The 26,420-nt window shown below is 69.4% G+C and carries 18 protein-coding genes, 1 pseudogene and 1 riboswitch; of the genes and pseudogenes, 14 read left to right on the plus strand and 5 right to left on the minus strand.

The window, feature by feature from the left end:
- Positions 1–3 precede the first annotated feature (3 nt).
- Positions 4–912, plus strand: coding sequence for a 2-hydroxyacid dehydrogenase (locus AB0H62_RS39120; RefSeq protein WP_220237603.1), 909 nt, complete (start codon positions 4–6; stop codon positions 910–912).
- Between the two features lie 66 nt (positions 913–978).
- Complete coding sequence (locus AB0H62_RS39125; protein ID WP_220237604.1) at positions 979–1,554, plus strand: DoxX family protein; 576 nt, start codon at positions 979–981, stop codon at positions 1,552–1,554.
- Positions 1,555–1,732: 178 nt separating this feature from the next.
- On the opposite strand, the gene ilvD is transcribed toward AB0H62_RS39125, so the two are convergent.
- On the minus strand, positions 1,733–3,577 hold the full coding sequence (gene ilvD, locus AB0H62_RS39130) for a dihydroxy-acid dehydratase (protein WP_220237605.1): 1,845 nt from the start codon (positions 3,575–3,577) through the stop codon (positions 1,733–1,735).
- A 72-nt stretch (positions 3,578–3,649) separates the two neighbouring features.
- Positions 3,650–4,186: a PH domain-containing protein gene (locus AB0H62_RS39135; RefSeq protein ID WP_220237606.1), complete on the minus strand. Its 537-nt coding sequence runs from the start codon at positions 4,184–4,186 to the stop codon at positions 3,650–3,652.
- A gap of 333 nt (positions 4,187–4,519) precedes the next feature.
- Between AB0H62_RS39135 and AB0H62_RS39140 the strand changes: the two genes are divergently transcribed.
- The 4 genes from AB0H62_RS39140 (at position 4,520) to AB0H62_RS39155 (ending at position 8,386) form a co-directional block, all read left to right on the plus strand.
- The gene (locus tag AB0H62_RS39140; RefSeq protein WP_220237607.1) at positions 4,520–6,424 is read left to right on the plus strand and encodes an acetolactate synthase large subunit; all 1,905 of its coding nucleotides are present in this window, start codon (positions 4,520–4,522) and stop codon (positions 6,422–6,424) included.
- Complete coding sequence (ilvN, locus tag AB0H62_RS39145; RefSeq protein WP_220237608.1) at positions 6,421–6,927, plus strand: acetolactate synthase small subunit; 507 nt, start codon at positions 6,421–6,423, stop codon at positions 6,925–6,927. Before AB0H62_RS39140 ends, ilvN begins: the two co-directional genes overlap by 4 nt.
- Before the next feature lie 51 nt (positions 6,928–6,978).
- Positions 6,979–7,992, plus strand: coding sequence for a ketol-acid reductoisomerase (gene ilvC / locus AB0H62_RS39150; protein WP_220237609.1), 1,014 nt, complete (start codon positions 6,979–6,981; stop codon positions 7,990–7,992).
- Between the two features lie 118 nt (positions 7,993–8,110).
- Complete coding sequence (locus AB0H62_RS39155) at positions 8,111–8,386, plus strand: DUF397 domain-containing protein (protein WP_360591704.1); 276 nt, start codon at positions 8,111–8,113, stop codon at positions 8,384–8,386.
- Here the strand turns inward: AB0H62_RS39155 and AB0H62_RS39160 are convergent.
- Together AB0H62_RS39160 and AB0H62_RS39165 are read right to left on the minus strand one after the other, a co-directional pair.
- Positions 8,383–9,276 carry a nuclear transport factor 2 family protein gene (locus tag AB0H62_RS39160; protein ID WP_220237611.1) on the minus strand — a complete coding sequence of 298 codons (894 nt, stop codon included), beginning with the start codon at positions 9,274–9,276 and terminating at the stop codon, positions 8,383–8,385. The two genes, AB0H62_RS39155 and AB0H62_RS39160, sit on opposite strands and share 4 nt — an antisense overlap.
- Positions 9,277–9,355: 79 nt before the next feature.
- Entirely contained in the window at positions 9,356–10,696 is a 1,341-nt protein-coding gene (locus AB0H62_RS39165; RefSeq protein WP_360591706.1) for an ankyrin repeat domain-containing protein, read from the minus strand.
- Between the two features lie 988 nt (positions 10,697–11,684).
- On the opposite strand from AB0H62_RS39165, the gene serA reads away from it, so the two are divergent.
- The 8 genes and pseudogenes from serA to AB0H62_RS39205 all read left to right on the plus strand — a co-directional run bounded on the left by serA (position 11,685) and on the right by AB0H62_RS39205 (position 23,562).
- Positions 11,685–13,283 carry a phosphoglycerate dehydrogenase gene (gene serA / locus AB0H62_RS39170; RefSeq protein WP_220237613.1) on the plus strand — a complete coding sequence of 533 codons (1,599 nt, stop codon included), beginning with the start codon at positions 11,685–11,687 and terminating at the stop codon, positions 13,281–13,283.
- Between the two features lie 270 nt (positions 13,284–13,553).
- On the plus strand, positions 13,554–16,895 hold the full coding sequence (locus AB0H62_RS39175) for a S8 family serine peptidase (protein WP_360591708.1): 3,342 nt from the start codon (positions 13,554–13,556) through the stop codon (positions 16,893–16,895).
- Positions 16,896–17,154: 259 nt separating this feature from the next.
- Positions 17,155–18,195, plus strand: coding sequence for a 3-isopropylmalate dehydrogenase (locus AB0H62_RS39180; RefSeq protein WP_220237615.1), 1,041 nt, complete (start codon positions 17,155–17,157; stop codon positions 18,193–18,195).
- 23 nt (positions 18,196–18,218) lie between these two features.
- Positions 18,219–18,301: riboswitch (cobalamin riboswitch) on the plus strand.
- A gap of 972 nt (positions 18,302–19,273) precedes the next feature.
- A complete protein-coding gene (locus AB0H62_RS39185; protein WP_360591710.1) occupies positions 19,274–19,705 on the plus strand; it encodes an ABC transporter ATP-binding protein in 432 nt (143 codons plus the stop codon).
- Positions 19,706–20,181: 476 nt separating this feature from the next.
- A pseudogene (locus AB0H62_RS39190) lies at positions 20,182–20,322 on the plus strand (iron transporter); the annotation flags it as partial.
- A gap of 103 nt (positions 20,323–20,425) precedes the next feature.
- Positions 20,426–20,701 carry an ABC transporter substrate-binding protein gene (locus AB0H62_RS39195; protein WP_255638798.1) on the plus strand — a complete coding sequence of 92 codons (276 nt, stop codon included), beginning with the start codon at positions 20,426–20,428 and terminating at the stop codon, positions 20,699–20,701.
- Between the two features lie 209 nt (positions 20,702–20,910).
- Positions 20,911–22,533: a citramalate synthase gene (cimA, locus tag AB0H62_RS39200; protein WP_220237616.1), complete on the plus strand. Its 1,623-nt coding sequence runs from the start codon at positions 20,911–20,913 to the stop codon at positions 22,531–22,533.
- 255 nt (positions 22,534–22,788) lie between these two features.
- Positions 22,789–23,562, plus strand: a complete 774-nt coding sequence (locus AB0H62_RS39205; RefSeq protein ID WP_220237617.1) for a fumarylacetoacetate hydrolase family protein — start codon at positions 22,789–22,791, stop codon at positions 23,560–23,562.
- A 1,331-nt stretch (positions 23,563–24,893) separates the two neighbouring features.
- Here the strand turns inward: AB0H62_RS39205 and AB0H62_RS39210 are convergent.
- Positions 24,894–26,135, minus strand: coding sequence for an FAD-dependent oxidoreductase (locus AB0H62_RS39210; RefSeq protein WP_220237618.1), 1,242 nt, complete (start codon positions 26,133–26,135; stop codon positions 24,894–24,896).
- Positions 26,136–26,420: the final 285 nt, after the last annotated feature.

The raw sequence follows: 26,420 nt of genomic DNA on the forward strand, positions 1-26,420 counted from the left end.
ATCATGACGCTGACTGTGCTGGTCCCCGACGACGAGGGCGTCGAGGCGCTCTCGGAGCTCCCGATGGTGCAGGCCGTGCGCTACCAGTGGGGCGACCCCGTGCCGCCGGAAGCCGCGAAGGCCGAGGTCCTCATCCCCGGCCGTCACCCGGCGGGCGACCAGCTGTGGCGCGAACTGCCGAACCTCAAGCTCGTGCAGCTGCTCTCCGCCGGCGCCGAGGACTGGGTCGGCAAGCTTCCCGACGGCGTCCTGCTCTCCACCTGCCGCGGCGCCCACGGCGGCAGTACGGCCGAATGGGTCGTCGCCGTCTTGCTGTCGATGTACCGGAAGCTGGACGTGTTCGCCGACGCCCACCGCGAACGCCACTGGGAACGCCGCTCCGCCGAAACGCTCCAGGGCCAGCACGCGCTCATCGTCGGCGCCGGAGACCTCGGGCGGCAGCTGCGGCGCCGGCTCGAACCGTTCGACGTCCGCTGCACGATGGTCGGCATGTCGGCGCGCGACGGGGTCCACGGCGTCGCCGAGCTGCCCGAGCTGTTGCCGCACCACGACATCGTGGTGCTGATGGTCCCCCTCACGTCGCGCACGCGGGGGATGGTCGACGCCGAGTTCCTCGCCGCGATGCCCGACGGTGCCGTCCTCGTCAACGCCGCGAGGGGACCGGTCGTGCGCACCGACGCGCTCCTGGCCGAGCTCACCGCCGGCCGCCTGCGTGCCGCGCTCGACGTGACGGACCCCGAGCCGCTGCCGGCCGACCACCCGCTGTGGCACGCGCCGGGTCTGCTGCTCACGCCGCACGTCGGCGGGGCCGTCGCCGGTGTGCGGCGACGCTCGTACGCCGTCGCCGCGGCCGAGATCGCGCGTTACGCGGGCGGCGAGCTGCCCGACAACATCGTGCACCGCGAATACTGACGCGAAGGGCCCCTGACCTCGGCGCGCTCGCTCGCGGCCGGGGTCGGGATCCCCTACCCTTCGCGCGTGACCAGTCAAGGGGACGACTACCAGAGCGGCCTGCTGTCCGGGGTCGGGGACACGACGAACGACAACGACGACGAGGTGCGCCAGGGCGGCCTGGGCCTCGGCCTGCTGATCCTGCGCCTGGGGCTCGCCGCGATCGTGGGGGCGCACGGCCTGCAACACCTGTTCGGTGCGTTCGGGGGACCCGGCATCACGGGGTTCGCGCACCTGCTCGAGACATTCGGCTTCCACAAGCAGACCACGCTGCTCTCGTGGGTCACCGGCATCGTCGAGGTCGGCGGCAGCGCGCTGCTGCTCGTGGGCCTCTTCACGCCGCTCGCGGCCGCGGGGATCCTGGGCGTCGCCGCCAGCGCCGTCTTCGCGAAGTTCCACGGCGGCTTCTTCGAGGGCGACGGCCGCGGCTGGGAGTTCGAACTCCTCATCGGCGTGGTGGCCCTCGCGCTGATTTTCACCGGCGCCGGCCGGATCTCGCTGGAGCGGAACACGCCGTGGCGCAAGCGGCCGTTGCCCCTGGGTGTCGTCTCGCTGCTGCTGGCAGCGGCGGCTTCGGTGGTGGTCATCGTTTTGACCCGCTGACCTGGGGTTTGCCACGGAGTGGCAAAAGCAGTGCCGCCGCCCGGCGGACGGAGTGATCCGGAGCTCTTGCCGGGCCGCTGACCAGCACGAAGACCGCCGTCGCCACTCAGCGGCAACGAACGAAAAGGGCCGTCCACCCCCTCGGCGATGGACGGCCCGTCTCATTCAACCGTCAAGCTCACTTGTTCGGGTCCCGCACCGCGCCGGTGTCTGCGGAGGTGGCCATCCGGGCGTACGCGCGCAGTGCCGCCGTGATCGGGCGCTGACGCTCCTTCGGCTGCCACGGCCGCTCCGCCGTCTCCATCTTCGACCGGCGCTCCGCCAGGATCTCGGCGTCGACCAGCAGCTCGAGGCGGCGTTCGTGGACGTCCAGCAGAATGCGGTCACCGTTCTCGACCAGGCCGATCAGGCCGCACGCCGCTGCCTCCGGCGAGATGTGGCCGACGGAGATGCCCGACGAGCCGCCCGAGAAGCGCCCGTCCGTGATCAGCGCGCACTTCTTGCCCAGGCCCGAGCCCTTAAGGAACGCGGTGGGGTGCAGCATCTCCTGCATGCCCGGCCCGCCGGCAGGACCCTCGTAACGGATCACCAGCACCTCGCCCGGCTGGATCTCCTTCTTCAGGATCGCCGACACGGCCTCCTCCTGGCTCTCGAGCACCCGCGCCGGGCCTTCGAAGTGCCACAGGTCCTCGTCGATGCCGGCGGCCTTGATCACGGCGCCGTTCTCGGCCAGGTTGCCGCGCAGGATCGCGAGGCCGCCGTCCTTCGTGTACGCGTGCTCGACGTCGTGGATGCAGCCGCCGACGGCGTCGGTGTCGAGCGACGACCAGCGGTTCTCCGTCGAGAACGCCTTGGTGGTGCGCACCCCACCCGGCGCGGCGTGGAACAGCTCCAGCGCCTTCTGCGACGGCGACTCGGCGCGGATGTCCCACTCGTTCAGCCACGAGTCGAGGTCGGGGGAGTGGACCGAGTGGACGCCGGTGTTCAGCAGGCCACCGCGGTAGAGCTCGCCCAGGATGGCGGGGATGCCGCCGGCTCGGTGGACGTCTTCCATGTGGTAGTCGGAGTTCGGCGCCACCTTCGACAGGCACGGCACGCGGCGGCCGATGTCGTCGATGTCGCTGATCGTGAAGTCGACCTCGCCTTCCTGTGCGGCGGCGAGGATGTGCAGCACGGTGTTGGTCGAGCCGCCCATGGCCATGTCCAGCGCCATCGCGTTCTCGAACGCGGCGCGGGTGGCGATCGAGCGGGGCAGCGCCGACTCGTCGTCCTCGCCGTACCAGCGCTTGCACAGGTCGATGACCGTGCGCCCGGCGCCGGAGAACAGTTCGCGGCGCGCGGCGTGCGTGGCCAGCGTGGAGCCGTTGCCCGGCAGCGACAGGCCCAGCGCTTCGGTGAGGCAGTTCATAGAGTTCGCGGTGAACATGCCGGAGCAGGAACCGCAGGTCGGGCACGCTGAGCGCTCGACGATCGACAGCCCGTCCTCGTCGACCTCGCTGCTCGCCGACGCGGCGATCGCGGTGATCAGGTCGGTGGGTGCCTGGGCGACGCCGCCGACGACCACGGCCTTGCCCGCTTCCATCGGCCCGCCGGAGACGAACACGGTGGGGATGTTGAGGCGCATGGCGGCGTTGAGCATGCCCGGCGTGATCTTGTCGCAGTTGGAGATGCAGACGAGGGCGTCGGCCTGGTGCGCGTTGACCATGTACTCCACGGAGTCCGCGATGATCTCGCGCGAGGGCAGCGAGTAGAGCATGCCCGAGTGGCCCATCGCGATGCCGTCGTCGACGGCGATCGTGTGGAACTCGCGCGCGATGCCGCCGGCTTCCTTCACGGCCTCGGCGACGATCTCCCCGAGGTCCTTGAGGTGCACGTGGCCCGGCACGAACTGCGTGTAGGAGTTGGCGATGGCGACGATTGGCTTGCCGAAGTCGCTGTCGGTCATCCCGGTCGCGCGCCAGAGGGCGCGCGCGCCCGCCGCGTTGCGGCCGTGGGTGGTGGTCCGGGAACGGAGGTGCGGCACGGCATTCTCCCAGGTCAGAAGGCTGGTCCAGGCGGAGTCACGAGACCGCTCCGCAAACTGGTCCTACCAATTCTACTCGCTGGGCTCGGCCTTGGAACCGCCGGTCTCGGCGGACGTGGCCTCGGGGGTCTGCTCCGGGGCCTTCTCGGCCGGCTTCGCAGCTGCTTTTTCAGCGGCCGGCTTCAGCTCTTCGTCACTCAGCACACCCGAGGGGTCCTTGATCTTCCCCTCGCTCACGAGCGCGAGCACCGGAAGATGGCGCGTTCTCACCGTGGGCAACGTGACCTGCGTGTCGTCGCCCAGCACGGCACGCACACGCGCCCTGCCGGTGATCGCGAGTCCCTTCAGCGACGACCACGGGAGGTCGCGCTTGCCGAACACCGTCCGCACGGCCAGGCCCTGGCGCGTCGCGACGGTGCGCGTGCGCACGACGAAGACGAACAGCGCGATCGGGAAGATGTACAGCCATTGCAGCCCGTTGATCTCCCCGAGTGCGATCGGTGTCACACACACGGTCAGGAGCGCGATCGCCATGTACGCCGTGCTGGGGATCTTGAACACGGCCTTCCGGCCTTCGTCCGCGCGCTGGTCCTGCTCTTTTTCGGCCACCAATGAATGGTGCACCGCGTCTCCGGCGTGCTTGCGCCCGGGTCGAGGGGTCGCCCGAAGAGCAGTACTGGCGGTCCAGCATGCGGAACCGCCGTCTCGCAGAGTTGACACTCGCGCGGACGCCGGTCTAACGTCAGCGCCGTGACAACGCAGACCGGCCTCGTACTTCCTCAGCGCGTCGACGCTTAGGAAGAGTCCGCTGCGTCGACGCGCGACCCTCGTGCGACCTTACGGTCGGCGGGGGTTTTTTGTTGCGTAGAACCGGTTTCCGACCGGCTGTACGGCTCCAGACAACCCGAACGAGTGACACCGAGAACCCACGAGGCAGAACCGATGACCAGTGCCACGTCGCGCAGCGACGCGAAGCCCGGGCCGACCGCGCCCGGTGTCCCCGGAGCACGTCCGAAGCCGGCGCCGCCGGCGGGAACCCCGGTAAGGGTCACGGGCGCGCAGTCGCTCGTCCGCTCGCTCGAGGCCGTTGGCGCCGAAGTCGTCTTCGGCATTCCCGGTGGCACCATCCTCCCGGCGTACGACCCGCTGCTCGACTCCACGAAGCTCCGCCACATCCTCGTCCGGCACGAGCAGGGCGCCGGGCACGCCGCCACCGGCTACGCCCAGGCGACCGGCAAGGTCGGCGTCTGCATGGCGACGTCGGGCCCGGGCGCCACGAACCTGGTCACCCCGCTGGCCGACGCCAACATGGACTCCGTGCCCGTCGTCGCCATCACGGGGCAGCAGTCGCGCGCGCTGATCGGCACCGACGCGTTCCAGGAAGCCGACATCTGCGGCATCACCATGCCGGTCACCAAGCACAACTTCCTCGTCACCGACCCGGCCGAGATCCCGCGGACCATCGCCGAGGCATTCCACTTGGCGCTCACGGGCCGACCCGGCCCGGTGCTGGTGGACATCCCCAAGGACGTGCTGCAGGAGATGACCTCGTTCTCCTGGCCGCCCGAGATGCGGCTGCCGGGTTACCGCCCGACGCTGCGCCCGCACGGCAAGCAGGTGCGCGAAGCCGCGAAGCTCATCGCGAACGCGCGCCGGCCCGTTCTCTACGTCGGCGGCGGCGTGATCAAGGCCGAGGCCTCGCAGCAGCTGCTGGAGCTGGCCGAGCTGACCGGCATCCCGGTCGCCACCACGCTGATGGCGCGCGGCGCGTTCCCCGACTCGCACCGCCAGCACGTCGGCATGCCCGGCATGCACGGCACCGTCGCCGCGGTCGCGTCGATGCAGCGGTCCGACCTGCTGATCGCGCTCGGCGCCCGCTTCGACGACCGCGTCACCGGCGCGACGTCGTCGTTCGCGCCCGACGCGAAGGTGATCCACGCCGACATCGACCCGGCCGAGATCTCCAAGAACCGCAAGGCCGACGTGCCGATCGTCGGTGACTGCAACGAGATCATCGGCGAGCTGATCGCCGCCGTGAAGGCCGAGTTCGAGCACGGGCACCAGCCGGACCTCACCGACTGGTGGACGCAGGTCGACTCCTGGCGCGACACCTACCCGGCCGGCTACGAGTGGCCCGACGACGGTTCGCTGTCGCCGCAGTACGTCATCGAGCGCATCGGTGAGCTCGCCGGTCCCGACGCGGTCTTCACCGCCGGCGTCGGCCAGCACCAGATGTGGGCCGCGCAGTTCGTGAAGTACGAGAAGCCGCGTACATGGATCAACTCCGGTGGCCTCGGCACCATGGGCTTCGCCGTCCCGGCGGCCATGGGTGCGCAGTTCGGCCTGCCCGACACGCAGGTGTGGGCGATCGACGGCGACGGCTGCTTCCAGATGACCAACCAGGAGCTAGCCACGTGCGCCATCGAGGGCGCGCCGATCAAGGTCGCCGTGATCAACAACGGCAACCTCGGCATGATCCGGCAGTGGCAGAACCTCTTCTACTCGGAGCGGTACTCCAACAGCGATCTCGGTACCCACAAGCACCGCATCCCCGACTTCACGCTGCTGGCCGAGGCCCTCGGCTGCGCCGGGCTGCGCTGTGAGACCAAGGAGGACGTCGACGCGACGATCCGACGCGCGATGGAGATCAACGACCGTCCTGTCGTGATCGATTTCGTCGTGGGGAAGGATGCCCAGGTGTGGCCGATGGTGGCCGCGGGCACCGGCAACGACGAGATCATGGCCGTCCGCGGCATCCGGCCGCTGTTCGACGACGACGAGGTTTCGCAGGAAGCCGCCGAGACCCTCGAAGCCGCCGAAGCTGCCGCGGAAGGAGAAAACCGATGACCGTCCACACGTTGAGCGTGCTGGTCGAGAACAAGCCCGGCGTGCTAGCCCGGGTGTCCGGCCTGTTCTCCCGCCGCGGTTTCAACATCGAGTCTCTTGCCGTGGGCCCTACGGAAAACCCCGAGGTGTCCCGCATGACGATCGTGGTCGCCGTTGAAGAGCTACCGCTCGAACAGGTGACCAAACAGCTCAACAAGCTGGTCAACGTGATCAAGATCGTGGAGCTGGAACAGTCCAGCGCGGTGCAGCGTGAACTGCTGCTCGTGAAGGTCCGGGCCGACGCGACCGTGCGCAGCCAGGTCCTCGAGACCGTCCAGCTCTTCCGTGCCAAGGTGGTGGACGTGTCCCCGGAGGCGCTCACCGTCGAGGCGACCGGGACATCGGACAAGATCGGCGCACTTTTGCGCATGCTCGAGCCGTACGGCATCCGTGAGCTCGTGCAGTCCGGCATGGTCGCGGTGGGTCGCGGGGCCCGCTCGATCACCGCCACCTCGCCCCGCTGATTCTTGAGAAGTCGATTCTTCAGCAGTAACCCGAAAGGAAGCAGTACCCCCATGGCAGTGGAAATCTTCTACGACGACGACGCGGACCTTTCGATCATCCAGGGTCGCAAGGTCGCCGTGATCGGCTACGGCAGCCAGGGCCACGCCCACTCTCTGAGCCTGCGTGACTCCGGTGTCGACGTCCGCATCGGCCTGCCGGAGGGGTCGAAGTCGCGGGCGAAGGCCGAGGAGCAGGGCCTGCGCGTGCTGAACGTCGCCGAGGCCGCGGCCGAGGCCGATCTGATCATGATCCTCGCGCCGGACACGAAGCAGCGCTTCATCTACTCCGAGGACATCGCGCCGAACCTGAAGGACGGCGACGCGATCTTCTTCGGCCACGGCTTCAACATTCGCTACGACCTGATCAAGCCGCCGGGCAACGTCGACGTCGCCATGGTCGCCCCGAAGGGCCCGGGTCACCTCGTGCGCCGCCAGTTCGTGGACGGCAAGGGCGTGCCCTGCCTGATCGCGGTGGAGCAGGACGCGACCGGTGGCGCCCAGGCGCTGGCCCTGTCGTACGCGGCCGCCATCGGCGGTGCGCGCGCGGGCGTCATCAAGACGACGTTCACCGAGGAGACCGAGACCGACCTCTTCGGCGAGCAGGCCGTGCTCTGCGGTGGCGCGTCGGCGCTGGTGCAGACGGGCTTCGAGGTGCTGACCGAGGCCGGTTACGCCCCGGAGATCGCCTACTTCGAGGTGCTGCACGAGCTCAAGCTGATCGTCGACCTCATGTACGAGGGTGGCATCGCGCGTCAGCGTTACTCGATCTCCGACACGGCCGAGTACGGCGACCTCACCCGCGGCCCGCGCGTGATCTCGCCGGCGGTGAAGCAGGAGATGCAGAAGATCCTGGGCGAGATCCAGGACGGCACCTTCGCGCGCGAGTGGGTCGCCGAGGACGAGGCCGGGCGCCCGAACTTCATCAAGCTCGAGGAGCAGGGCAACCAGCACCCGATCGAGGAGACCGGCAAGAAGCTGCGTGCCCTCATGTCGTGGGTGGACCGGCCGATCACCGAGACCGCCTGATCGTCTTGTGATGGCTTGATCGTTCGAAAGGCCCCCTCACCCGCAGGTGAGGGGGCCTTTTCGGTGGTTTCGCCGTTCAGCGGCGAGACCTGTCGCGGTGGGTCGATACGCTGGTGCCATGAGTGATCAGCCCGTCGACGACAAGGCGCACATCCGGCACGAGCTGGACCTCACCGACGCCCCTTGGATCAGGGCCGAGCCCGAAGGCGTCACGCTCGAGGACTGCGTGGAGTACGCCTTCGTGCCGCACACCGACGGCGTCACGTACGTCGCGATGCGCCAGTCGTCGAAACCGGACGGCGTGGTGCTCGTGTTCACGCCGTCGGAGTGGGACGCGTTCGCGAAGGGCGTCCGTGACGGCGAGTTCGACCTGCCTGAGGACCTCGAGGCCTAGGCGATTACGCGGTCGACCAGCTCCTGGAGCCGGCCGGTCGCGGCCGCGAGCGCCGGGTGGTCGCCGTAGTCGCGCGACTCGACGATCTCCCCGTCGCGCACGCGCAGCGCGAAGATGTTGTTGACGCGGAACGGCGTTGCGCCGAGTTGCCCCTCGTAGGCGAATTCGCCGATCAGCACCTCGGGGTCGGTGCTCTGGTAGGTGACGAGGTCGGTGGCCTGCATGCGGATGCCGATTTCCCCGGCCAGCGCGAAGTGCGTGCGCAGGTCTTCGCGGGACTTCAGCATGGGCGCGCCCGGCAGGAACGGGTGGCGGACGTCGGTTTGCTCGGCATAGAGGTCGGGCAGCTCGGACCAGCGCTGGTCGGAAACGCCGTAACAGAGCCGTTGGAACACACCCAGCGGGCTCTTGCGGTCGGCGAGCCGCGCCGGCCGCGGCTGGACCGGGCCGGGTTCGTGGGGCGGGACTTGGGCGTACGCCTCGGCGAGCCCGGCCGCCGCTCCCTGGACCGCCGCCATCCGCAGGTAGTCGTGGTAGTCGCGGCTGTGGACGATCAGCCCGTCGCGCACCCTCAGCATCTGGATGTTCTCGGTTTCGGTCTTTTCGCCGCTGAGCGACGATTCCGCCGTGTACCGGAACTCGGCGACGATCACCTCGGGGTCCGTCATCTCGTGGACGACGACGTCGCTGGTCGACAGCCGGAGCGTCGCCCCCAGTCCGCCCACAAACCGCTCGTGCACCGCTTTTCGACCCTCGATTCGGCCGGGGACGGGGATCGCGGTGGGGTGCTCGACGACGGTGTTCTCCGCGTAGAGCTGGGAAAGCTCGTTGAACCGGCCCGCGGTGATGCCCTCGGAAAGCCGCTCGAAGACCTCTCGGGGTGTGGTCATGGTTGTCCTCCCAGTGGATGAAACGGAGTCCGTAGTCCGCCTCTTCGGGTCGACGATACGGACTACGGACTCCGCTTGTCTACCGGGCTTTCGCCAGCAGGGCGCGCGCGGCGGGGCTGTCGCACGCGTCGGCCCAGCCTTCGGGTGTGGAGTTCCAGAGGCCGTCGCGCGCGTCGAGGTCGGCGCCGGCCCGGACGAGGACCTCGATGACGTCGAGCCGGTTGTTCTGCGCGGCGAGGTGCAGAGCGGTGATCCCGACGCCGTGCTTCGGGCCGCCGAAAGTCCCAACGCGGTTCACGTCGGCGCCCAGCTCCAGCAAGGTCCGCACGGCGGCGATTTTGCCCTGCGCGGCGGCCCAGGTGAGCGCGGTGCCGCGGTAGACGTCGGCGTCGAGGTCCGCGCCGCGCTCGGCGAGGGTGCGCAGGGTGTCGGTGCGATCGTTGCGCGCTGCCCAGCTGAGGGCTTCGTCGCGGATCTCCCGGGGATCGTCGCTGGGGCGCCACAACGGGAAACCACTGTGGGGCCGGTAGAACTCGCGGTGCGCACCCGCCGCCGGCGTGAGTGTCCCGTTCGGACGGACGAGCTCGTCCAGCAGCTCGGCGTCCCCGATGCTCGCTGCGACGCGAAGATTGCGAGGGGACCGGTCGCGCGTTGCCAGTTTTTCGGCCACAGTCCGGTTTCCCCAGAACAACGCGACGACGAGAGGCGTCCCGCCGTCGCCGCGCGCCGACACATCGAGTGGTGCGCCGGCGTCGAGGAGCAGATCGGCGAGCAGGGGCAGATCGCTGTACGCGGCCTGGTGCAACGGGGTCCAGCCGTGGGCGTTGCCCCGCGCGGGATCGGCGCCGCGTTCGAGCAGGACGCGCGTGAGCCGCTCGTCGCAGGTGGCGCCGGCCATGCCGAGGAGGTCGTTGCCGTTGGTGCCGCGCGCGTGGACGAGCTCGGGGAACTCGGCGACCATCGCCGCCAGCCCGTCGACGTCCCTCGCCTCCAGGAGGCGAAACGCCCGCGCGAACGGCTCGCCACTGTCCGACAACGCCGCGACGTGCTGGCGCAACCCGCGCCACGACCCGAACCCGTGCTCCTTGGCGACGACCGTCCGCGCGCCCTCGCGCGTCAACGGCTGGTCGTGGCGCTCGAACGCCTCGCGCGCCCCGGCCGTCCCGTCCTCGGCGGACGCGAGCAGTCCGAGGGCGCGCTCGCCGTAGTACTCGGTGTCGGCGTGGTAGGCGTGCTGCAGATTCGGCCCGCCCTCGGCGACGCGCCGGACGTACGCCTGCAACTTCGGCCAACTTGGAAACCCGTGCCCGCGCGCGACGCGGAACTGCGCCTCGGACAACTTGATCGACTCCGCGCGTGCCAGCTCTTTCGCGCGCTTGCGCAGCTGGGCGAGATCGGGTTTTGCGGGCAACGCGGCCATGGGGGAGTCCTTCCTTCCCTCGGTTCGCCCGTGGTCCGCCGGCACCGGGCAGGGAAGAAGGCGCACGCACCGCACTTCACTTCGGGGGTGGGCTCAGCCCTTTCCGCGGACGGGACGCGGCCCTCACCGCGCCTCGCCACTGTACCGCCCGCCTGTCCCGGTTTCGCCCCTCAACGGCAACGCCGGTGGTCGCCGGGTGTGGCCGTAGTGGGCTCTGGGGCGGGGAAGGATGAAGGTCCCCTTCATGCATTGCCGGGTCACTGTGGGTGCCGAACCGCGGGTGAAGGTCCCCTTCATCCGCGGACGGGCCGGGGTCGCGCCGCAAAGGGGTGAAGGTCCCCTTCACGCGCAGGCGAATGGCGATGGGTGACGGCGAAGGGGCGGAGGGACCCTTCACCCATTGCGGGCGGCTTCGCGGCCGTTGCAGCGGTGAAGGGGCCCTTCATCCGGCGCTGGACCGCGGTGGATGTTCGGGACAGCGTGAAGGTTCCCTTCATCCGGCCGAGAACGTGTCAAAGTCCCCTCCACGCACCCGTGCACCGGATCGCGCTGCGCACGAAGGGATGAAGGTCCCCTTCACCCCTAGCCCGCGCCCACGCCATAGACCCCCGAACGAATGAACATTCCCATCGTTCACCCGAGTACCACGACGTAATAAATCCCTTTCACCCCAATCGCCCCAACCTCACCACGCCACCTCATCCCACCAGGTGGAACGCACAAAACACCCCACCCGCCGCACCCCGACTGTCGACACCCCGGCGCCGTTTTCCTTGCCGCAAACCCAATCCCCGCCCAAGCGACCCACCCCGACCGCCGACCACCCTGACCGGCCCCGCGACCGAGTTTTCACCGGATTACGAGCGAGTTAACAACGCGGGCAGCACCGGGGCCCCCAACCGGGCTAAACTCCCGCCCATCCGGGCACAACGGCGTGCGCCGTAGGAGAGCGTCCTCGATTTCGTGACCAGATAGTGGGAGCCGCATCGTGACCAAGCCCAGCAAACCCGTCGTCCTCATCGCGGAGAAGCTCGCGCCTTCCGTGCTGAGTGTGTTCGGTGACGAGGTAGAGGTCCGGCATGTGGACGGCACGGACCGTCCCGCGCTGCTCGAGGCGGTGAAGAGCGCCGACGCGCTCCTGGTGCGATCCGCCACGAAGGTCGACGCCGAGGTGCTCGGCGCGACCACGCAGCTCAAGGTCGTGGCCCGCGCCGGTGTCGGGCTGGACAACGTCGAGGTGCCCGCCGCCACCGAGCGTGGCGTGCTGGTGGTCAACGCCCCGACGTCGAACATCGTGTCTGCCGCCGAGCACGCCGTGGCGCTGCTGCTTTCTGTCGCCCGTCGCGTGCCGGCCGCCGACCAGAGCCTGCGCGGTGGCGAGTGGAAGCGCAGCTCGTTCTCGGGCGTCGAGCTCAACGGCAAGACCATCGGTGTCGTCGGCCTCGGCAAGATCGGCCAGCTGTTCAGCCAGCGCCTCGCCGCGTTCGGCACGAAGCTGATCGCGTACGACCCCTACGTCTCGGCCGCCCGCGCCGCGCAGCTCGGCATCGAGCTCGTGCCGCTCGACGAGCTGCTCGAGCGCGCTGACGCGATCTCCATCCACCTGCCGAAGACGCCGGAGACCAAGGGCCTCATCGACGCCGAGGCGCTCAAGAAGACCAAGCCGGGCGTGATCATCGTCAACGCCGCGCGCGGTGGCCTGATCGTCGAGGAGGCCCTGGCCGACTCGATCCGCAGCGGCCACGTCGGCGGCGCGGGCATCGACGTGTTCGTCACCGAGCCCACCACCGCCAGCCCGCTGTTCGAGCTGCCCAACGTGGTCGTCACCCCGCACCTGGGCGCGTCCACCTCGGAGGCGCAGGACCGCGCGGGCACCGACGTCGCCCGTTCCGTGCTGCTGGCGCTGCGCGGCGATTTCGTGCCGGACGCGGTGAACGTCTCGGGCGGCGGCGCCGTCGGCGAGCACGTGCGGCCGTACCTGTCGCTCACGCAGAAGCTGGGCACGGTGCTCACGGCGCTGAGCCCGAAGGCGCCGACGTCGGTGACTGTCGAGGTCAAGGGCGAGCTGTCCAGCGAGGACACGTCGGTGCTGCAGCTCGCGGCGCTGCGCGGGGTGTTCGCCGCTGTCGTCGACGACCAGGTCACCTTCGTCAACGCGCCGCGGCTCGCCGAGGAGCTGGGCGTGCAGGTGGATCTCGTCACCGAGACCGAGAGCCCGAAGTTCCGCAGCCTCGTCACGGTGCGTGCGGTCCACGCGGACGGCGCCGTGCTGACGGTGTCGGGTTCGGTGACCGGCAAGGACGAGGTCGAGAAGATCGTCGAGGTCAACGGTCGTCACTTCGACCTGCGCGCCGAGGGCAACGTGCTGCTGCTGGACTACCCGGACCGCCCGGGCGTGATGGGCCGCGTCGGCACGCTGCTCGGCGAGGCCGGCATCAACATCGAGGCCGCGCAGATCAGCCAGACCACCGACGGCTCCGACGCCGTGATGCTGCTGCGCGTCGACCGCCACGTGGACAGCAACGTCCTCGAGCCGATCGGCGCCACCGTGGGTGCGCACACGATCCGCGCGGTGGACTTCAACTAGCTCCGCCCGTTTTTCGAAAGCCCCTTTCCCCGTCCGAGTGGCGGGGGAAGGGGCTTTCTTTGTGGAGTCCACCCAGACGGGCAACATTCGTATAACGGAGCATTTTCGCCACGAAAGTAGGTGTATCGGGCAGCTAGGTTCTGTGCCGCGAGGCAGAACCACGCGCCGTGAGAGCACGGTGCGGCGCCGGTGCTCACCTGTCGGGGGTGGTGATCGGGGAGCGCCAGGCAGGTTCGCGATCCAGGCCTCGAGTAAAGGGGTTGGGTACTCATGAGCAGATCCCGGTTGCCCGGGTGGGCTGCGCGTTCGACGGCTGCCGTGTCCGCGGTGGTCCTGGCCGCAGCCGTCTCCGCCGCGTCTGGCGCGTCGGCGCAGGGTGCGCCGCTCGCCGACCCGGTCGCGCCGGCCAAGGTCGCCGCCGCGGGGTTGCAGGGCAAGATCTCGCCGCGGCTCGACGCCGCGCGGGGCAAGATCACCGCGTTCGTGGAGCTGGCGAAGAAGCCGGCCGTCGACGCGTTCAACGCCGAGCAGGGCAAGGGCGCCGGCAAGGAGAAGGCCAAGCAGGCTGCGCGCGCCGCGAAGGCGGACGTCGCCGCCGCGGTGAACTCCGTCGTCGGGCAGCTCAAGAAGGCCGACGCGGGCACGCAGCTGGTCACGCAGACGTCGAACGCCGTCGCGGGCGCCGTGGTGACCGCAGACGCGGCGAAGATCCGTGAGCTCGCGAAGCGTCCCGACGTCGTTTCGGTGCGCACGGTCGTGCCGAAGACCAAGAACAACGCCAGCGCCGAGCAGCTCACCAACACGCTCGCCAGCTGGCAGCAGACCGGCAAGTTCGGTGACGGCATCCGCGTCGGCGTGATCGACGACGGCATCGACTACACCCACGCCGACTTCGGTGGCCCCGGCACGCCTGCGGCCTACCAGGCAGTGGACCGGACCAAGCCGTCGCCGCTGTTCCCGAGCGCCAAGGTCGTGGGCGGCACGGACCTCGTCGGCGACGACTACGACGCCGAGGGCAAGACCGGCTCGCCCACGCCGAAGCCGGATCCCAACCCCATCGCGTGCGGCGAGCACGGCACGCACGTGGCCGGCACCATCGCGGGCTTCGGTGTGAACGCCGACGGCACCACGTTCACCGGCAACTACAAGAAGCTGAACAAGAAGCAGCTCGACGCCATGCGCATCGGCCCGGGCACCGCGCCCAAGGCGTTGCTCTACGCGCTCAAGGTGTTCGGCTGCACCGGTTCGACGAACGTCACGTCGCAGGCGCTCGACTGGGCGCTCGACCCCGACGGCGACGGTGACTTCACCGACCACCTCGACATCGTCAACCTGTCGCTGGGCAGCGACTTCGGCGCGCCGGACGACCCCGACTCGCTGTTCGTGCGCAAGCTCGCCCAGAACGGCGTCCTGCCGGTCCTCGCGGCGGGCAACGGCGGCGACCTCAACGACGTCGCGGGCTCGCCGGGCAACACGCCCGAGGCGCTCACCGTCGCCAGCAGCCGCGACGCCGGCGAGCTGAAGGACGCCCTCGAGGTCACGGCTCCGATCAAGGGACAGCAGCCGGGCCAGTACAGCCAGGACTACACGGGCTACGACACGCTCGACCTCACCGCGCCCGTCGTGCCGATCTCAGCCGCCAACAACGCGGGCTGCAATGCCTTCTCCGCTGAGGACAAGGCCAAGGTCGCGGGCAAGATCGCGTGGCTGGAGTGGGACGACAACGACTCCACCCGCGCCTGTGGTTCCGCGGCGCGCGCCAACAACGCGCAGGCCGCCGGAGCCAAGGGCGTGCTGCTGTCGTCCACTTTGGAGCACCCCGCTGCCGGGATCGCGGGCAACGCGGGTGTGCCGATGTTCCAGCTCACCGGCAAGGCCACCACGGCCGTGCGCCCTGGCCTGACCGCCGGCACGCTGACGGTGCACTTCTTCGGCGCCGGGCGGGCGAGCCTGCAGACCACGGACAAGACCATCGTGGACACCCCGAGCTCGTTCACCTCGCGTGGTGGCCGTGGCCCGTCGGTGAAGCCGGACGTCACGGCGCCCGGTGACACGATCACGTCGGCGTTCCGCGGCAGCGGCAACGGCCGGCTCTCCATCTCGGGCACGTCGATGGCCACCCCGCACACCGCGGGCATCACCGCGCTGGTCCGCCAGACGCACCCCGACTGGAACGTCGAGGAGGTCAAGGCCGACGTCGTGGGCTCGGCCTTGCACGACATCACCGACGGCGCCGGCCACACCTACGCGCCGCAGCGCGTGGGCACCGGCCGCATCGACGCCAAGGCCGCGCTGGACAACCAGGTGCTCGCCTACGTGCAGGACGACCCGGGTGCCGTGAGCGTCACGTTCGGCACCGTCGAGGCGGCGGGACCGGTCACGCTCTCGAAGACGATCAAGGTCGTCAACAAGGGCACCGCGCCGGTCGAGTACTCGGTGGCGTACGAGGCTGTGAACTCGCTGCCCGGCGTGCAGTACACAGTGGACAAGAGCTCGGTGAAGCTGAACCCGCGCGGGGTCGCGACGGTGAAGGTGACGTTGAAGATCACCGACCCGAAGGCGCTGCGCAAGGTCATGGACCCGACCATGGAGGCCGCGCAGGCCGGGCTCGCCCGCCAGTTCGTGGCCGACGCTTCGGGCCGCGTCGCGTTCACCCCGACGAACGGCGCCACGGTGCCGCTGCGGGTGGCCGTGTACTCGGCGCCGAAACCGGTCTCGGCCATCACGACGCCGGCCGGCTTGCGCTTCGGCGGGAGCCAGAACCAGGCCGTGCTGAACCTCGGCGGCAAGGGCATCGACCAGGGCACCGGCGCGCAGCGCTACCGCTCGCTGGTCAGCGTGCTGGAGCTGCAGGCCGAATCGGCGCAGCTGCCGGAGTGCGGCGCGGGCGTCTCGTCCGACTGCACGCTCAACGGCACCGCGAAGGGCGGCGACCTGCGCTACATCGGCGCGGCGTCGACGGCTCCGCTCGCCAAGGCACAGGGCGAACCGGAGAACGCCATGCTCGCGTTCGGCCTCACGACCTGGGGTGACTTCGCGAACCTCGGCAGCAACACGATCCCGTTCGTCGACTTCGACACGACGGGCGACGGCCAGCCGGACTTCGAGACCTTCGTGACGAAGGCGACGGGCACCGACGTGCTCCTGGCCGCCACTGTGTCGTTGACGCAGGCGGGCAACCCGACGGTGGACGTGCAGGCCGTCAACGGTCAGCTCGGCGACGTGGACACCAACGTGTTCGACACCAACGTGATCGTGCTGCCGGTCAGCATCGCCGCGCTGGGCATCGACCCGAACGAGGCGTCGCACCGGATCAGCTACACGGTCGGCACAGCGGGGTACTACGTCGCGCCGGGCACCACCGACGGGCTGATCGACTTCGTCGGCACGCCGCTCTCGTTCGACGCGCTGGCGCCGGCGTTCTCGGTGCAGGGTGGCGGTGACGCGGCCCTCGGCTACGTCGCCAAGCCCGGCACCCAGCTGGTGGTCAACCGTAACGCGGCGGCCATCGCCGGTGACAAGCCGAAGGGCCTGCTGGCGATCGAGCACCACAACGCGGCCGGCTCGCGCGCGGGTGTCGTGCGGATCGAGTCGACGGTGACACGGCCGTGAGGTAAGGCCCCGATCGGGGAAGGCTTGTCTCGCTGGTCAGGTTTCCCGAATAGCGGCGATAGGGGGCTTTCCGGGTCGTTGGGACCCGGGAGGCCCCTTTGCCTTTCACCCGTTCAGGTGTCTCACCCTGCGGGAGGATGCGGCATAAGGGTGGTGCGGCTACGGCGTCTTGTCTACGGCCGGTAACCTTCCGCTGCTGGCGTTTTCTTGCGGATGGGCCATCGGTGCGTTCGGTGGCCTGGTCTACGGAGGTGTGTGGATGCGGCTCGCGGTGATCCCAGGTGACGGGATCGGGCCCGAGGTGGTCTCCGAGGCGCTCAAGGTGCTCGGTGAAGTAGCACCGACGGCGGAGATCACGAACTACGACCTCGGTGCCGCGAGGTGGCACACGACCGGGGAGTTGCTTCCCGAGTCGGTGCTCGGCGAGCTGCGTCAGCACGACGCGATCCTGCTCGGCGCGGTCGGCGACCCGACGGTGCCCAGCGGCATCCTCGAGCGCGGGCTGCTGCTGCGCCTGCGCTTCGAGCTCGACCACCACGTGAACCTGCGCCCGGCGCGCCTGTACCCGGGCGTGCGCGGCCCGCTGGCCGACGCCGGCGAGGTCGACATGGTCGTGGTGCGCGAAGGCACCGAAGGCCCGTATACCAATAACGGTGGCTTGCTGCGCAAGGACACCGAGCACGAGGTCGCCACGGAGGTCAGCGTCAACACGGCGTTCGGCGTCCGACGCGTCGTCGTCGACGCGTTCAACCGCGCCGAAGAGCGGCCGCGCAAGCACCTCACGCTCGTGCACAAGACCAACGTGCTCGAGTACGCCGGGTCGCTGTGGTCGCGGATCGTCGAGGAGGTCTCGCTGGAGCACCCCGACGTCACAGTCGCGTACTCCCACGTCGACGCCGCCACGATCCACCTGGTCACGGACCCGTCGCGCTTCGACGTGATCGTCACCGACAACCTGTTCGGCGACATCATCACCGACCTGGCGGCCGCCGTCACCGGTGGCATCGGCCTCGCGGCCAGCGGCAACCTCGACATCACGCGCCGCAACCCGAGCATGTTCGAGCCGGTCCACGGCAGCGCCCCCGACATCGCCGGCCAGGGTCTCGCCGACCCGACGGCCGCCGTGCTCTCGGTGTCGCTCCTGCTCGACCACCTGGGCCACAGGGAGGCCGCGCGCCGCATCGAGGCGTCCGTGGCCTTCGACCTGGCGACGCGCGACCAGGCGTCGCCCGGCACCACCCAGGCGATCGGCGACCGGCTGGCCGCGCTCGTCTCGTCGAACGTGCGCAACGTCAGCTGACGTTCTTGTAGGAACCCCGCCGCGGAAGCCGGTCGAAATCCGGCGCTGACCCGCAACGGTAGGCCCGCGGTCTGTGTTCTTCGCAGACCGCGGGCGAGCCCGACACGGGCGGTGGTTTTCGCACCACCCTCGTCCCTCCCGTCGCGGTCTACGGGAGACGACACCCCCTGCTCTCTTTGGCGTGGCTGCCGTCTTTGTTGTGTGGACCCTTGAGCAGATCGTGGCCTGCCGGTGCCACCTCCGAAGTTCTCGTCGTCTGACGGTCCGGACTCCTCGCCGTCTTTCCCAGCGGCTTCCGACGGGTCGCCTCCGGTGTCGCCGGCCAACGGCGAATCCTCGCGCAGCGACTCTGGCCTTGCCGACTCTGCCACGGCCCGCCCGTCACCGGCGTTGCCGTTCAGCGGCGAATCCAAGCCGGCGACACATCCGCTGACTCCTCCGCGCCGGCCGGACCCGGTTCGCGCGGCTCTGATCTGCCCATCGGAGGCCCCGACCCGTCGCTCAGGTTGTCGCCGAAAAGCGGCGAACCCTCCCGCGACGACCCTGCCGACGCCAACCCGGGTCTGACGGGAACGCCACCGCTGTCGTCGATCAGCGGCGAATCCGAGCATGTCGGCCGAGCCTCCGACGATTCGCCGTCGGCCGGATCCGACATCGTCGGTTCGCCCCGGCCATCCTACGTTCCGGACCGCCGGCTCCGGCCGTTGCCGGCTGGTGGCGAATCCTCGCGCGGTGACGCCGGCCCAATCGGCTCGCCTCCGACGGGGTCATCCCGGGCGTCGCCGTTCAGCGGCGAGTCCGAGCGTGGCGACGAAGCCGCAACTAGGTCGCCGCCAGCGGGAGCTCGACACCACCACTCTGCGCTTGGTCTACCACGTGCTCAAGCCTTCAAAAGGCGCCGTTCTGCTCGACAACCGGCCCCTCGAGGATTTCAGCCGCGTGACCGGGCGCGGGCGATCGCGGCTGTCACTCAGGAGTCGCACACGGAGTTCGACTTCACGGTCGCCGAGGTCGTCGCCATGGGCCGCCTGCCGCACCACGGCCTGCTCGACCGCATGACCGCCACGGATCGGCAAGTGTGCGCGGCGCACTCGAGCAGGTCGGCCTGGCGGAGTTCGCCGACCGCGGCGTCCTGAGGCTTTCGGGCGGCGAACGGCAACGCGTGCTCATCGCGCGCGCCCCCGCGCAGGAGCCGTGGATCCTCGTGCTGGACGAGCCCACCAACACCTCGACATCCGCCACCAGCTGGAGATCCTCGCTCTCGTGCGGCGAAGTGGCCCGACCGTGCTGGCCGCGCTCCACGACCTCACCTCGCCGCTGCGACGTGCGACACGTGCACGTCCTCGACGGCGGCCGCCTCGTCGCGAGCGGAACGCCCGCGCAGGTGCTGACCCCTGATCTGCTGGCCGGGGTGTTCGGCGTGCGCGCCCACGTGGTGACGCACTCGGCGACCGGCCGGCCCCAGCTGTTGTTCGACCGGCTCGAGTCCGAGGAGGACAGTCATGCGTAAGACGGTCGCGATGGTCCTGGTGGCCGCGCTCTCCGTGACGGGCTGTGGTGCCCAGGTGTCCGAGGGGGACAGTGGTGTCGCGCCGGCGGGGTATCCGGTGACGGTGACCAACTGCGGTCAGCCGCTCAGCGTCCGAAAGCCACCGTCGCGAGTGGTCACCAACGACATCGGCATCACCGAGCTGATGTTCGCCCTCGGTCTCGACGACCGGATGGCCGGCTACGTCGTCGACAAAGGACAGTCGGGTGGCGTCGCGTCTTCGCCGTGGAAAGCCGATTTCACGAAGGTGCCCAAGCTCGCCGAGAAGATCAACCGCGAAGTCGTGCAGAGCGCCGGCGCCGACCTGGTGTTCGCGGGCTGGAACTACGGCTTCTCCGAGAGCACAGGCTTCACCCCCGACACGCTCACGCAGCTCGGCATCCAGCTATCAGCTGACCGAAGCCTGCCGCAACGGCGTCGGCAAGCAGCGTGGCATCATGCCCCCGCTCGACGCGCTGTACACCGACCTGCGCAATCTCGGCAAGATCTTCGGCGTGAGCGACCGCGCGGAGAAATTGGTGAAGCAGTACAGCGACCAGGCCGCAGCCGTCACGAAGGCCGTCGCCACTCAGGGGCAACGGCCGAAAATGTTCCTCTACGACGACGGCCGCGACCAGCCGTTCACGGCCGCCCGCAACGCCGGCCCCCGACGAGATCATCACCAAAGCGAGCGGCACCAACATCTTCTCCGACGTCGACGACAGCTGGACTACGGTCAGCTGGGAGGCCGTGGTCCAACGCGCGCCCGACGTCATCCTCATCAACGACTACGGCGGCGAGGTCGGCACTGTCGCCGACAAGGAGAACTTCCTCCGGTCGCAGTCCGGCCTGCGTGACATCCCGGCCGTGAAGCAGGGCCGCTTCTTCGCCTTGCCCTACGCAGCTCTCGTGGAGGGCCCACGCAACGCTTCGGCAGTGCAGGCGTTCGGCGCGTACCTGGCTGGTCTGTCCCGTTGATGGGCTCCCAGGAGGTGGGAAGCTCCGCCCGGCACTTGGATGCCGGGCGGAGCTGTGGCATCATGCAAGCCATGACCGCCATCTCGATCATTATCGCCGAGCGCGCCGGATAGACGCTCCACAAGAGCTTCCGGCGCGCAACCTCTCGCACCCATGCGGGAGGTTTTTTTGTTGCCAGAAACAGGTTCCGCCCCGCCCAAGGAGACACCGTGACCCGCACGGAGCCCGCCGAAACGCCCCTCGGTGACGCCTTCCACCTCTACGACACGACCCTGCGCGACGGCGCCCAGCGCGAAGGCATCACGTACTCCGTCACCGACAAGCTGGCAGTCGCCAGGCTGCTCGACGAACTCGGCGTGGGCTTCATCGAGGGTGGCTGGCCGGGCGCATTGCCGAAGGACACGGAGTTCTTCGCGCGGGCTGCGAAGGGCGAGTTGGAGCTGAAGCACGCAGCGCTCGTCGCCTTCGGGTCGACGCGCAAGGCTGGCACCCGCGCGTCCGAGGATCCGCAGGTCCGCGCGCTGTTGGACTCCGAAGCGCCCGTGGTCACCTTGGTGGCGAAATCCGACCTCCGGCACATCGAACGCGCGCTGCGCGTCGACGTCGACGAGGCGTGCGCCATGGTCCGCGACACCGTCGCGTTCCTGACCGGCGAGGGCCGGCGCGTGTTCCTCGACGCCGAGCACTTTTTCGACGGGTACGCCTTCTCGCGCGACACCGCGCTGCGAGTACTCGACGCCGGCGCCAATGCCGGCGCGGACGTCCTCGTGCTCTGCGACACCAACGGCGGCCAGCTGCCGCTCGGCCTCGCGGAGACCGTGCGCGAGGTCAAGGACAAGACCGGGTTCCGCTTGGGAATCCATTGCCAGGACGACACTTCCTGCGCCGTGGCGAACTCCGTCGCCGCGGTGCAGGCCGGCGCGACGCACGTCCAGTGCACCGCGAACGGTTACGGGGAGCGGGCCGGCAACGCCGACCTGTTCGCCGTGACGGGAAACCTCGTGACCAAGCTCGGAATGGAGGTCCTCCCGATCGGAGGTGCCGCCGAGCTCACCCGGGTCTCCCATGCGCTTGCCGAAATCGCGAACCTCGCACCCGACACCCACCAGGCTTACGTCGGGTCGTCGGCCTTCGCCCACAAGGCGGGGCTGCACGCGAGCGCGATCAAAGTGGATCCGTTGCTGTACAACCACATCGATCCATCTTCAGTCGGCAACGGCATGCGGGTACTGGTCACGGAGATGGCCGGCAGGGCCAGCCTCGAGCTCAAGGGACGTGAACTCGGGGTCGACCTTGCCGGCCGGCCCGAAGCGCTGACGAACGCCGTGCGCAAGGTGAAGGACCTCGAAGCGGAGGGCTGGTCGTTCGAGGCCGCCGACGCTTCGCTGGAGTTGTTGCTGCGCCGCGAAGTCGAGGACGTGTCTGGTGAGGAGCCGGTGACGCCGCCGTTCCACCTGGAGTCCTACCGTGTCGTCCTCGATCACCGGTCCGGCGGCGAGGTCGTTTCGGAGGCGACGGTAAAGGTCCACGTGAACGGGCAACGCGTCATCGCGACGGCCGAGGGCAACGGGCCCGTGCACGCGATGGACGCCGCCCTGCGGGAAGCGCTCAGCCCCCACCTGTCCTGGTTGGACGCCGTGGAACTGTCCGACTACAAGGTGCGCATCCTGCCGTCCAACCCGGGCACTCACGCGGTGACCCGTGTCCTGCTCGAATCCAGCGACGGTGAGCGGGAATGGACCACTGTCGGTGTGCACGGGAACATCGTCGAGGCGAGCTGGATGGCGATGTGCGACGCGCTCGTCCACAAGAGCCTCGCGGCTCGCGTCTGAGATCGGCGGCTCCTTTCTGCCGGGTTCGTCGGTGGGCTGCGTCGATGGCTGTGCGGTCAGGTTGACGCATGGCCGGCGTGGTCGTCGAGGATTTCCGGTGAGAAAGCGGGCGAACGGACCTCTCGTGCACCTCGCGGCGATCGATCCGCAGGTCGTGGGCGACGCGAGGGGTCCATTCGGTCCGAGACGGCGCGAGGGGACCGTTCGCGCCGCCGGGGGCGAGCGCCCCGGCGGCGGCGTACGTAGACTGGCCGAGTGCGTCTAGCCCGTATTGCTCATCCCAGTGGTGGTGTCGCGTTCGCTTCGATCGAGGGCGAGGGCGACGACGCCCAAGTCCTGGAGATCGCCGAGCACCCGTTCGGCCAGCCGAACTTCACCGGCAAGCGGTGGCCGCTCGCCGACGTCCGCCTGCTCGCGCCGATCCTGCCGTCGAAGGTCATCGCCGTCGGCCGGAACTACGCGAAGCACGCGGCCGAGTTCGGCAACGAGGTGCCGTCGGCCCCGATGCTGTTCATCAAGCCGTCGACCACGGTCATCGGCCCGAATGTGCCGATCCGTCGCCCGCATGACGTCGGTCGCATCGACTTCGAGGGCGAGCTGGCGATCGTCATCGGCCAGCCGGTGAAGAACGTGTCCGCCGACCGAGCGGCGAGCGCGATCCTCGGCTACACGGTGGCGAACGACGTGAGCGCCCGCGAACTCCAGAAGTCCGACGGCCAGTGGGGCCGCGCGAAGGGCTTCGACACGTTCTGCCCGCTCGGCCCGTGGATCGAGACGTCGATCGATCCGTCGGACCTGGCCCTGCGCAGCGAGGTCAACGGCGACGTCAAGCAGGACGGCCGCACGTCCGACCTCGTGCACAAGGTGCCGGAGCTGGTCGAGTTCATCTCGGGCGTCATGACGTTGCTGCCCGGCGACATCATCCTGACCGGCACGCCCGAGGGCGTCGGCCCGATCGTCGACGGCGAGTCGGTCTCGATCACCATCGAAGGCATCGGCACCCTGACCAACCCGGTCCAGGACATCTGACTTCGGTTCGACCCGAGGCCCGCAGGCCGTTCGCCTCATAATGGCGACGGTCGGCGGGCCTCCGTATTTCCGGGGTGGTGACTGAGGTCACCGGCTCGTGTTCGGTTCGGATTTCGCCGTTTGGTGGCGGGGCGGCCTTGGCCTTCGCCGTGGGGATGGGGCGGTTGCCGCTGAGTGGCGAATGGCTGGATCGGCAGGTTGGCTGTGGGTTTCCTGCTGCTGACCACGGCAACGGCGGGTGTCGCCACTCAGTGGCGAGGCTCGGCGATCGAGCCCTGCGGCCCGGTCTGGCGGGTGTTGCCACTGAATGGCGACGCCTTGGCCGACGGGGGATTGGTCGCTGAGCTGGAAGTCGCCGGGCCGCGAGGGTTCTCGGCGCGGTCAGGGTGGGTGTTGCCGCTCAGTGGCGACAGCTTGCCCAGTGGGAAAAGGTGGTCGCTGAGCTCGGAGTTGCCCGGCGACCGAGGCTCGAGGTGCCGGCGGGTAGGCGTTGCCGCTCAGCGGCGACACGTTGATCGGCTGGGAAACTGGCCGCCGAGCTGGGTGTCGCCGGCCGAACCAGCCTCGTGGCACGGTCGGGTCGGGGTTGCGCTCAGCGGCGACGGCTTGGCTGGCAGGAACGTGGTCGCTGGAACTGGGGGTCGCTGGGTCGCAAAGCTTTGCGGCGGGCTCGGGTTGGGCGTTGCCGCTCAACGGCGACACCTCGGCCGGCGGTGGGAACTCGTCGCTGAGCTGGGAATCGCCCGGTGACCGGGGCTCGCGGCGCCGTCGGGTGGGCGTTGCCGTTCCGCGGCGACACTTTGGTCGGCGGCAAGCGGGTTCCTCGCTCGGAGTCGACCGGCGTTCGCGTCGCGATGCGCGGTGTGGCTGGGCGTTGCCACTCGGTGGCGACACCCTGGTCGGCGATGGGAAGCGTCGCCGAGTTTGGTGTCGGCTACGCGATTGAGCTTCGCGGCATGGTCGGGCCAACGGTTGCCGCGCAGTGGCGAGGGCTCCGCTGGTGAAGGGAAGTAGGGGCTGGATCGGTGTCGCCGTTTGGTGGCGACACGGGAGTTGGCATCCGCGGGGGTACACGTCGTCGTTGGGTGGCGACGTCGTGCGGAGTGGATCGATTTAGCTGTCGTGTGGTGCCGCAGCGATCCGGAGTGGGGTGCCGCGGAGCCGGCGGGGGTATGGACGGGAGTGCCGCCACGCTCGTGCTGCGCGGCGGCACTCGGGGTTGCGGTTGTGGGCTATCAGGGGCCAGGCGTTGCGTCCCTCGGACCAGTCGGTTGGGCGCGGACTTGTTGTGTGGGTTGGTGGACGCCGCGAGGCGGGTTGGCCCCGATGGGCTATTTCTTCCCGGCGGGTTCCATCGCGCGGCGGGCGAAGGCCGGGGCGTGCTCGGGGCGGAAACCCAGGCCCAGTATGCGCGCGGGGATGTAGGCGAGTTTGGGGAAGCGCGCGAACAGGGCGATGAGCTGGGGAGGCGGGCCGTCGCGGCGGCCGGACATGACGGGGCGCATCACGGCGCGGTGGAGGAGCCGTTGCAGGGTTTGGACGGCGATCGTCGGGAGTAGGCGGCGGGTGCGGACCTTCGCCAAATCGTCTTCCGAGGCGGGGCCGCGGAGGAGGGGGTCGGCCAGGAGGGTCGCGGCGGCGACCGCGTCCTGGACGGCGAGGTTGATGCCGACGCCGCCGACGGGCGACATCGCGTGGGCCGCGTCGCCGATGCAGAGGAGGCCGTCGGCGTGCCAGCGGTGCAGGCGGTTGAGGCGGACGTCGAGGAACTTGATGTCGTCCATCGTCTCCAGCTCGTCGACGCGGTCGGCGAACTCGGGGCAGACCTCGACGACGTTGCGGCGGAAGGCCTCGATGCCGGCGGCGCGCAGGTCTTCGCCCTTCGGTGCGAGGTAGGCGATTTGGTGGTAGCCGTCGCGGGGCAGCGGCACCGCGAACCGTCGGTGGCTCATGCGCGGCATGAGCATCGAGCCGACTTCGTCGTCGTGGCGGGAAAGGCGGAACCACCAGACGTCGAAGGGGCAGTCGAACTCCCGTGGCTCCAGGCCGGTCGAGCGGCGCGCGAGCGACCAGCGCCCGTCGGCGGCGATGACGAGGTCGGACTCGAGTTCGCCTTCGGTGCCGTCGGCCGTGCGGTAACGCACGCCCGTGACTCGGCCGCGCGAGCGGAGCAGACCGGTCATCTCCGTCTCGAGGCGGAGGGTGAACGTCGGTTCCTTCTGAGCCGATTCGGCGAGCAGGTTGAGCAGGTCCCACTGCGGAACCATCGCGATGTAGGGGTGTGGAACGTTCAACAGCGACAGATCGGCGAGCTTCATGAGGCCGCCGTCCTGAGTGGGGAAGCCGGCTTCCCGCAACTCGCTGTGCGGGATCGCGTGGAATTTCTCGCCGAGGCCGAGCTCGTCGAGCAGCGTGAGGGTGGACGGGTGGACCGTGTCGCCGCGGAAGTCGCGCAGGAAATCGGCGTGCTTCTCCAGCACGGTCACCTCGACGCCCGCCCTCGCCAGGATCAGGCCGGCGACCATGCCCGCAGGTCCGCCGCCGACGACGACGCAACGCGTGTGCTCGGTCATCTGACTCATCTCCCTCTTTTCATCACCCGTTGAATAACCTCAGGATGCACCCGGGGTGGGTCTCACGTCAAGTGGTCGGTGCGTCACAGCGCCGACTGTCCACTGAGGACTTGCGCCTGTGGGGAAGTTGTTCTTTCGCGCGCGGTTCGTGGCAAGGTGGCCGCTTGAACCGTTTCACTGGCATCGCACGAATCGGTTCACTCACCCGGTTGGCCGGATTCCTGTGTCGTAACCGGATCAACGCTTTCCACGCACTGGGAGTAGACGTGGTGCGCCGCATCAGCG

Source organism: Amycolatopsis sp. NPDC050768, assembly GCF_040654155.1.
Classification (GTDB): Bacteria; Actinomycetota; Actinomycetes; order Mycobacteriales; family Pseudonocardiaceae; genus Amycolatopsis.

Bases quoted from the DNA above. Each gene is read 5' to 3' on its own strand.
- AB0H62_RS39120 (WP_220237603.1), top strand. From the start codon at position 4: ATGACGCTGACTGTGCTGGTCCCCGACGACGAGGGCGTCGAGGCGCTC.
- AB0H62_RS39140 (WP_220237607.1), top strand. From the start codon at position 4,520: ATGACCAGTGCCACGTCGCGCAGCGACGCGAAGCCCGGGCCGACCGCG.
- ilvN (WP_220237608.1), top strand. From the start codon at position 6,421: ATGACCGTCCACACGTTGAGCGTGCTGGTCGAGAACAAGCCCGGCGTG.
- ilvC (WP_220237609.1), top strand. From the start codon at position 6,979: ATGGCAGTGGAAATCTTCTACGACGACGACGCGGACCTTTCGATCATC.
- AB0H62_RS39155 (WP_360591704.1), top strand. From the start codon at position 8,111: ATGAGTGATCAGCCCGTCGACGACAAGGCGCACATCCGGCACGAGCTG.
- AB0H62_RS39160 (WP_220237611.1), bottom strand. From the start codon at position 9,276: ATGACCACACCCCGAGAGGTCTTCGAGCGGCTTTCCGAGGGCATCACC.
- AB0H62_RS39165 (WP_360591706.1), bottom strand. From the start codon at position 10,696: ATGGCCGCGTTGCCCGCAAAACCCGATCTCGCCCAGCTGCGCAAGCGC.
- AB0H62_RS39175 (WP_360591708.1), top strand. From the start codon at position 13,554: ATGAGCAGATCCCGGTTGCCCGGGTGGGCTGCGCGTTCGACGGCTGCC.
- AB0H62_RS39180 (WP_220237615.1), top strand. From the start codon at position 17,155: ATGCGGCTCGCGGTGATCCCAGGTGACGGGATCGGGCCCGAGGTGGTC.
- AB0H62_RS39210 (WP_220237618.1), bottom strand. From the start codon at position 26,135: ATGACCGAGCACACGCGTTGCGTCGTCGTCGGCGGCGGACCTGCGGGC.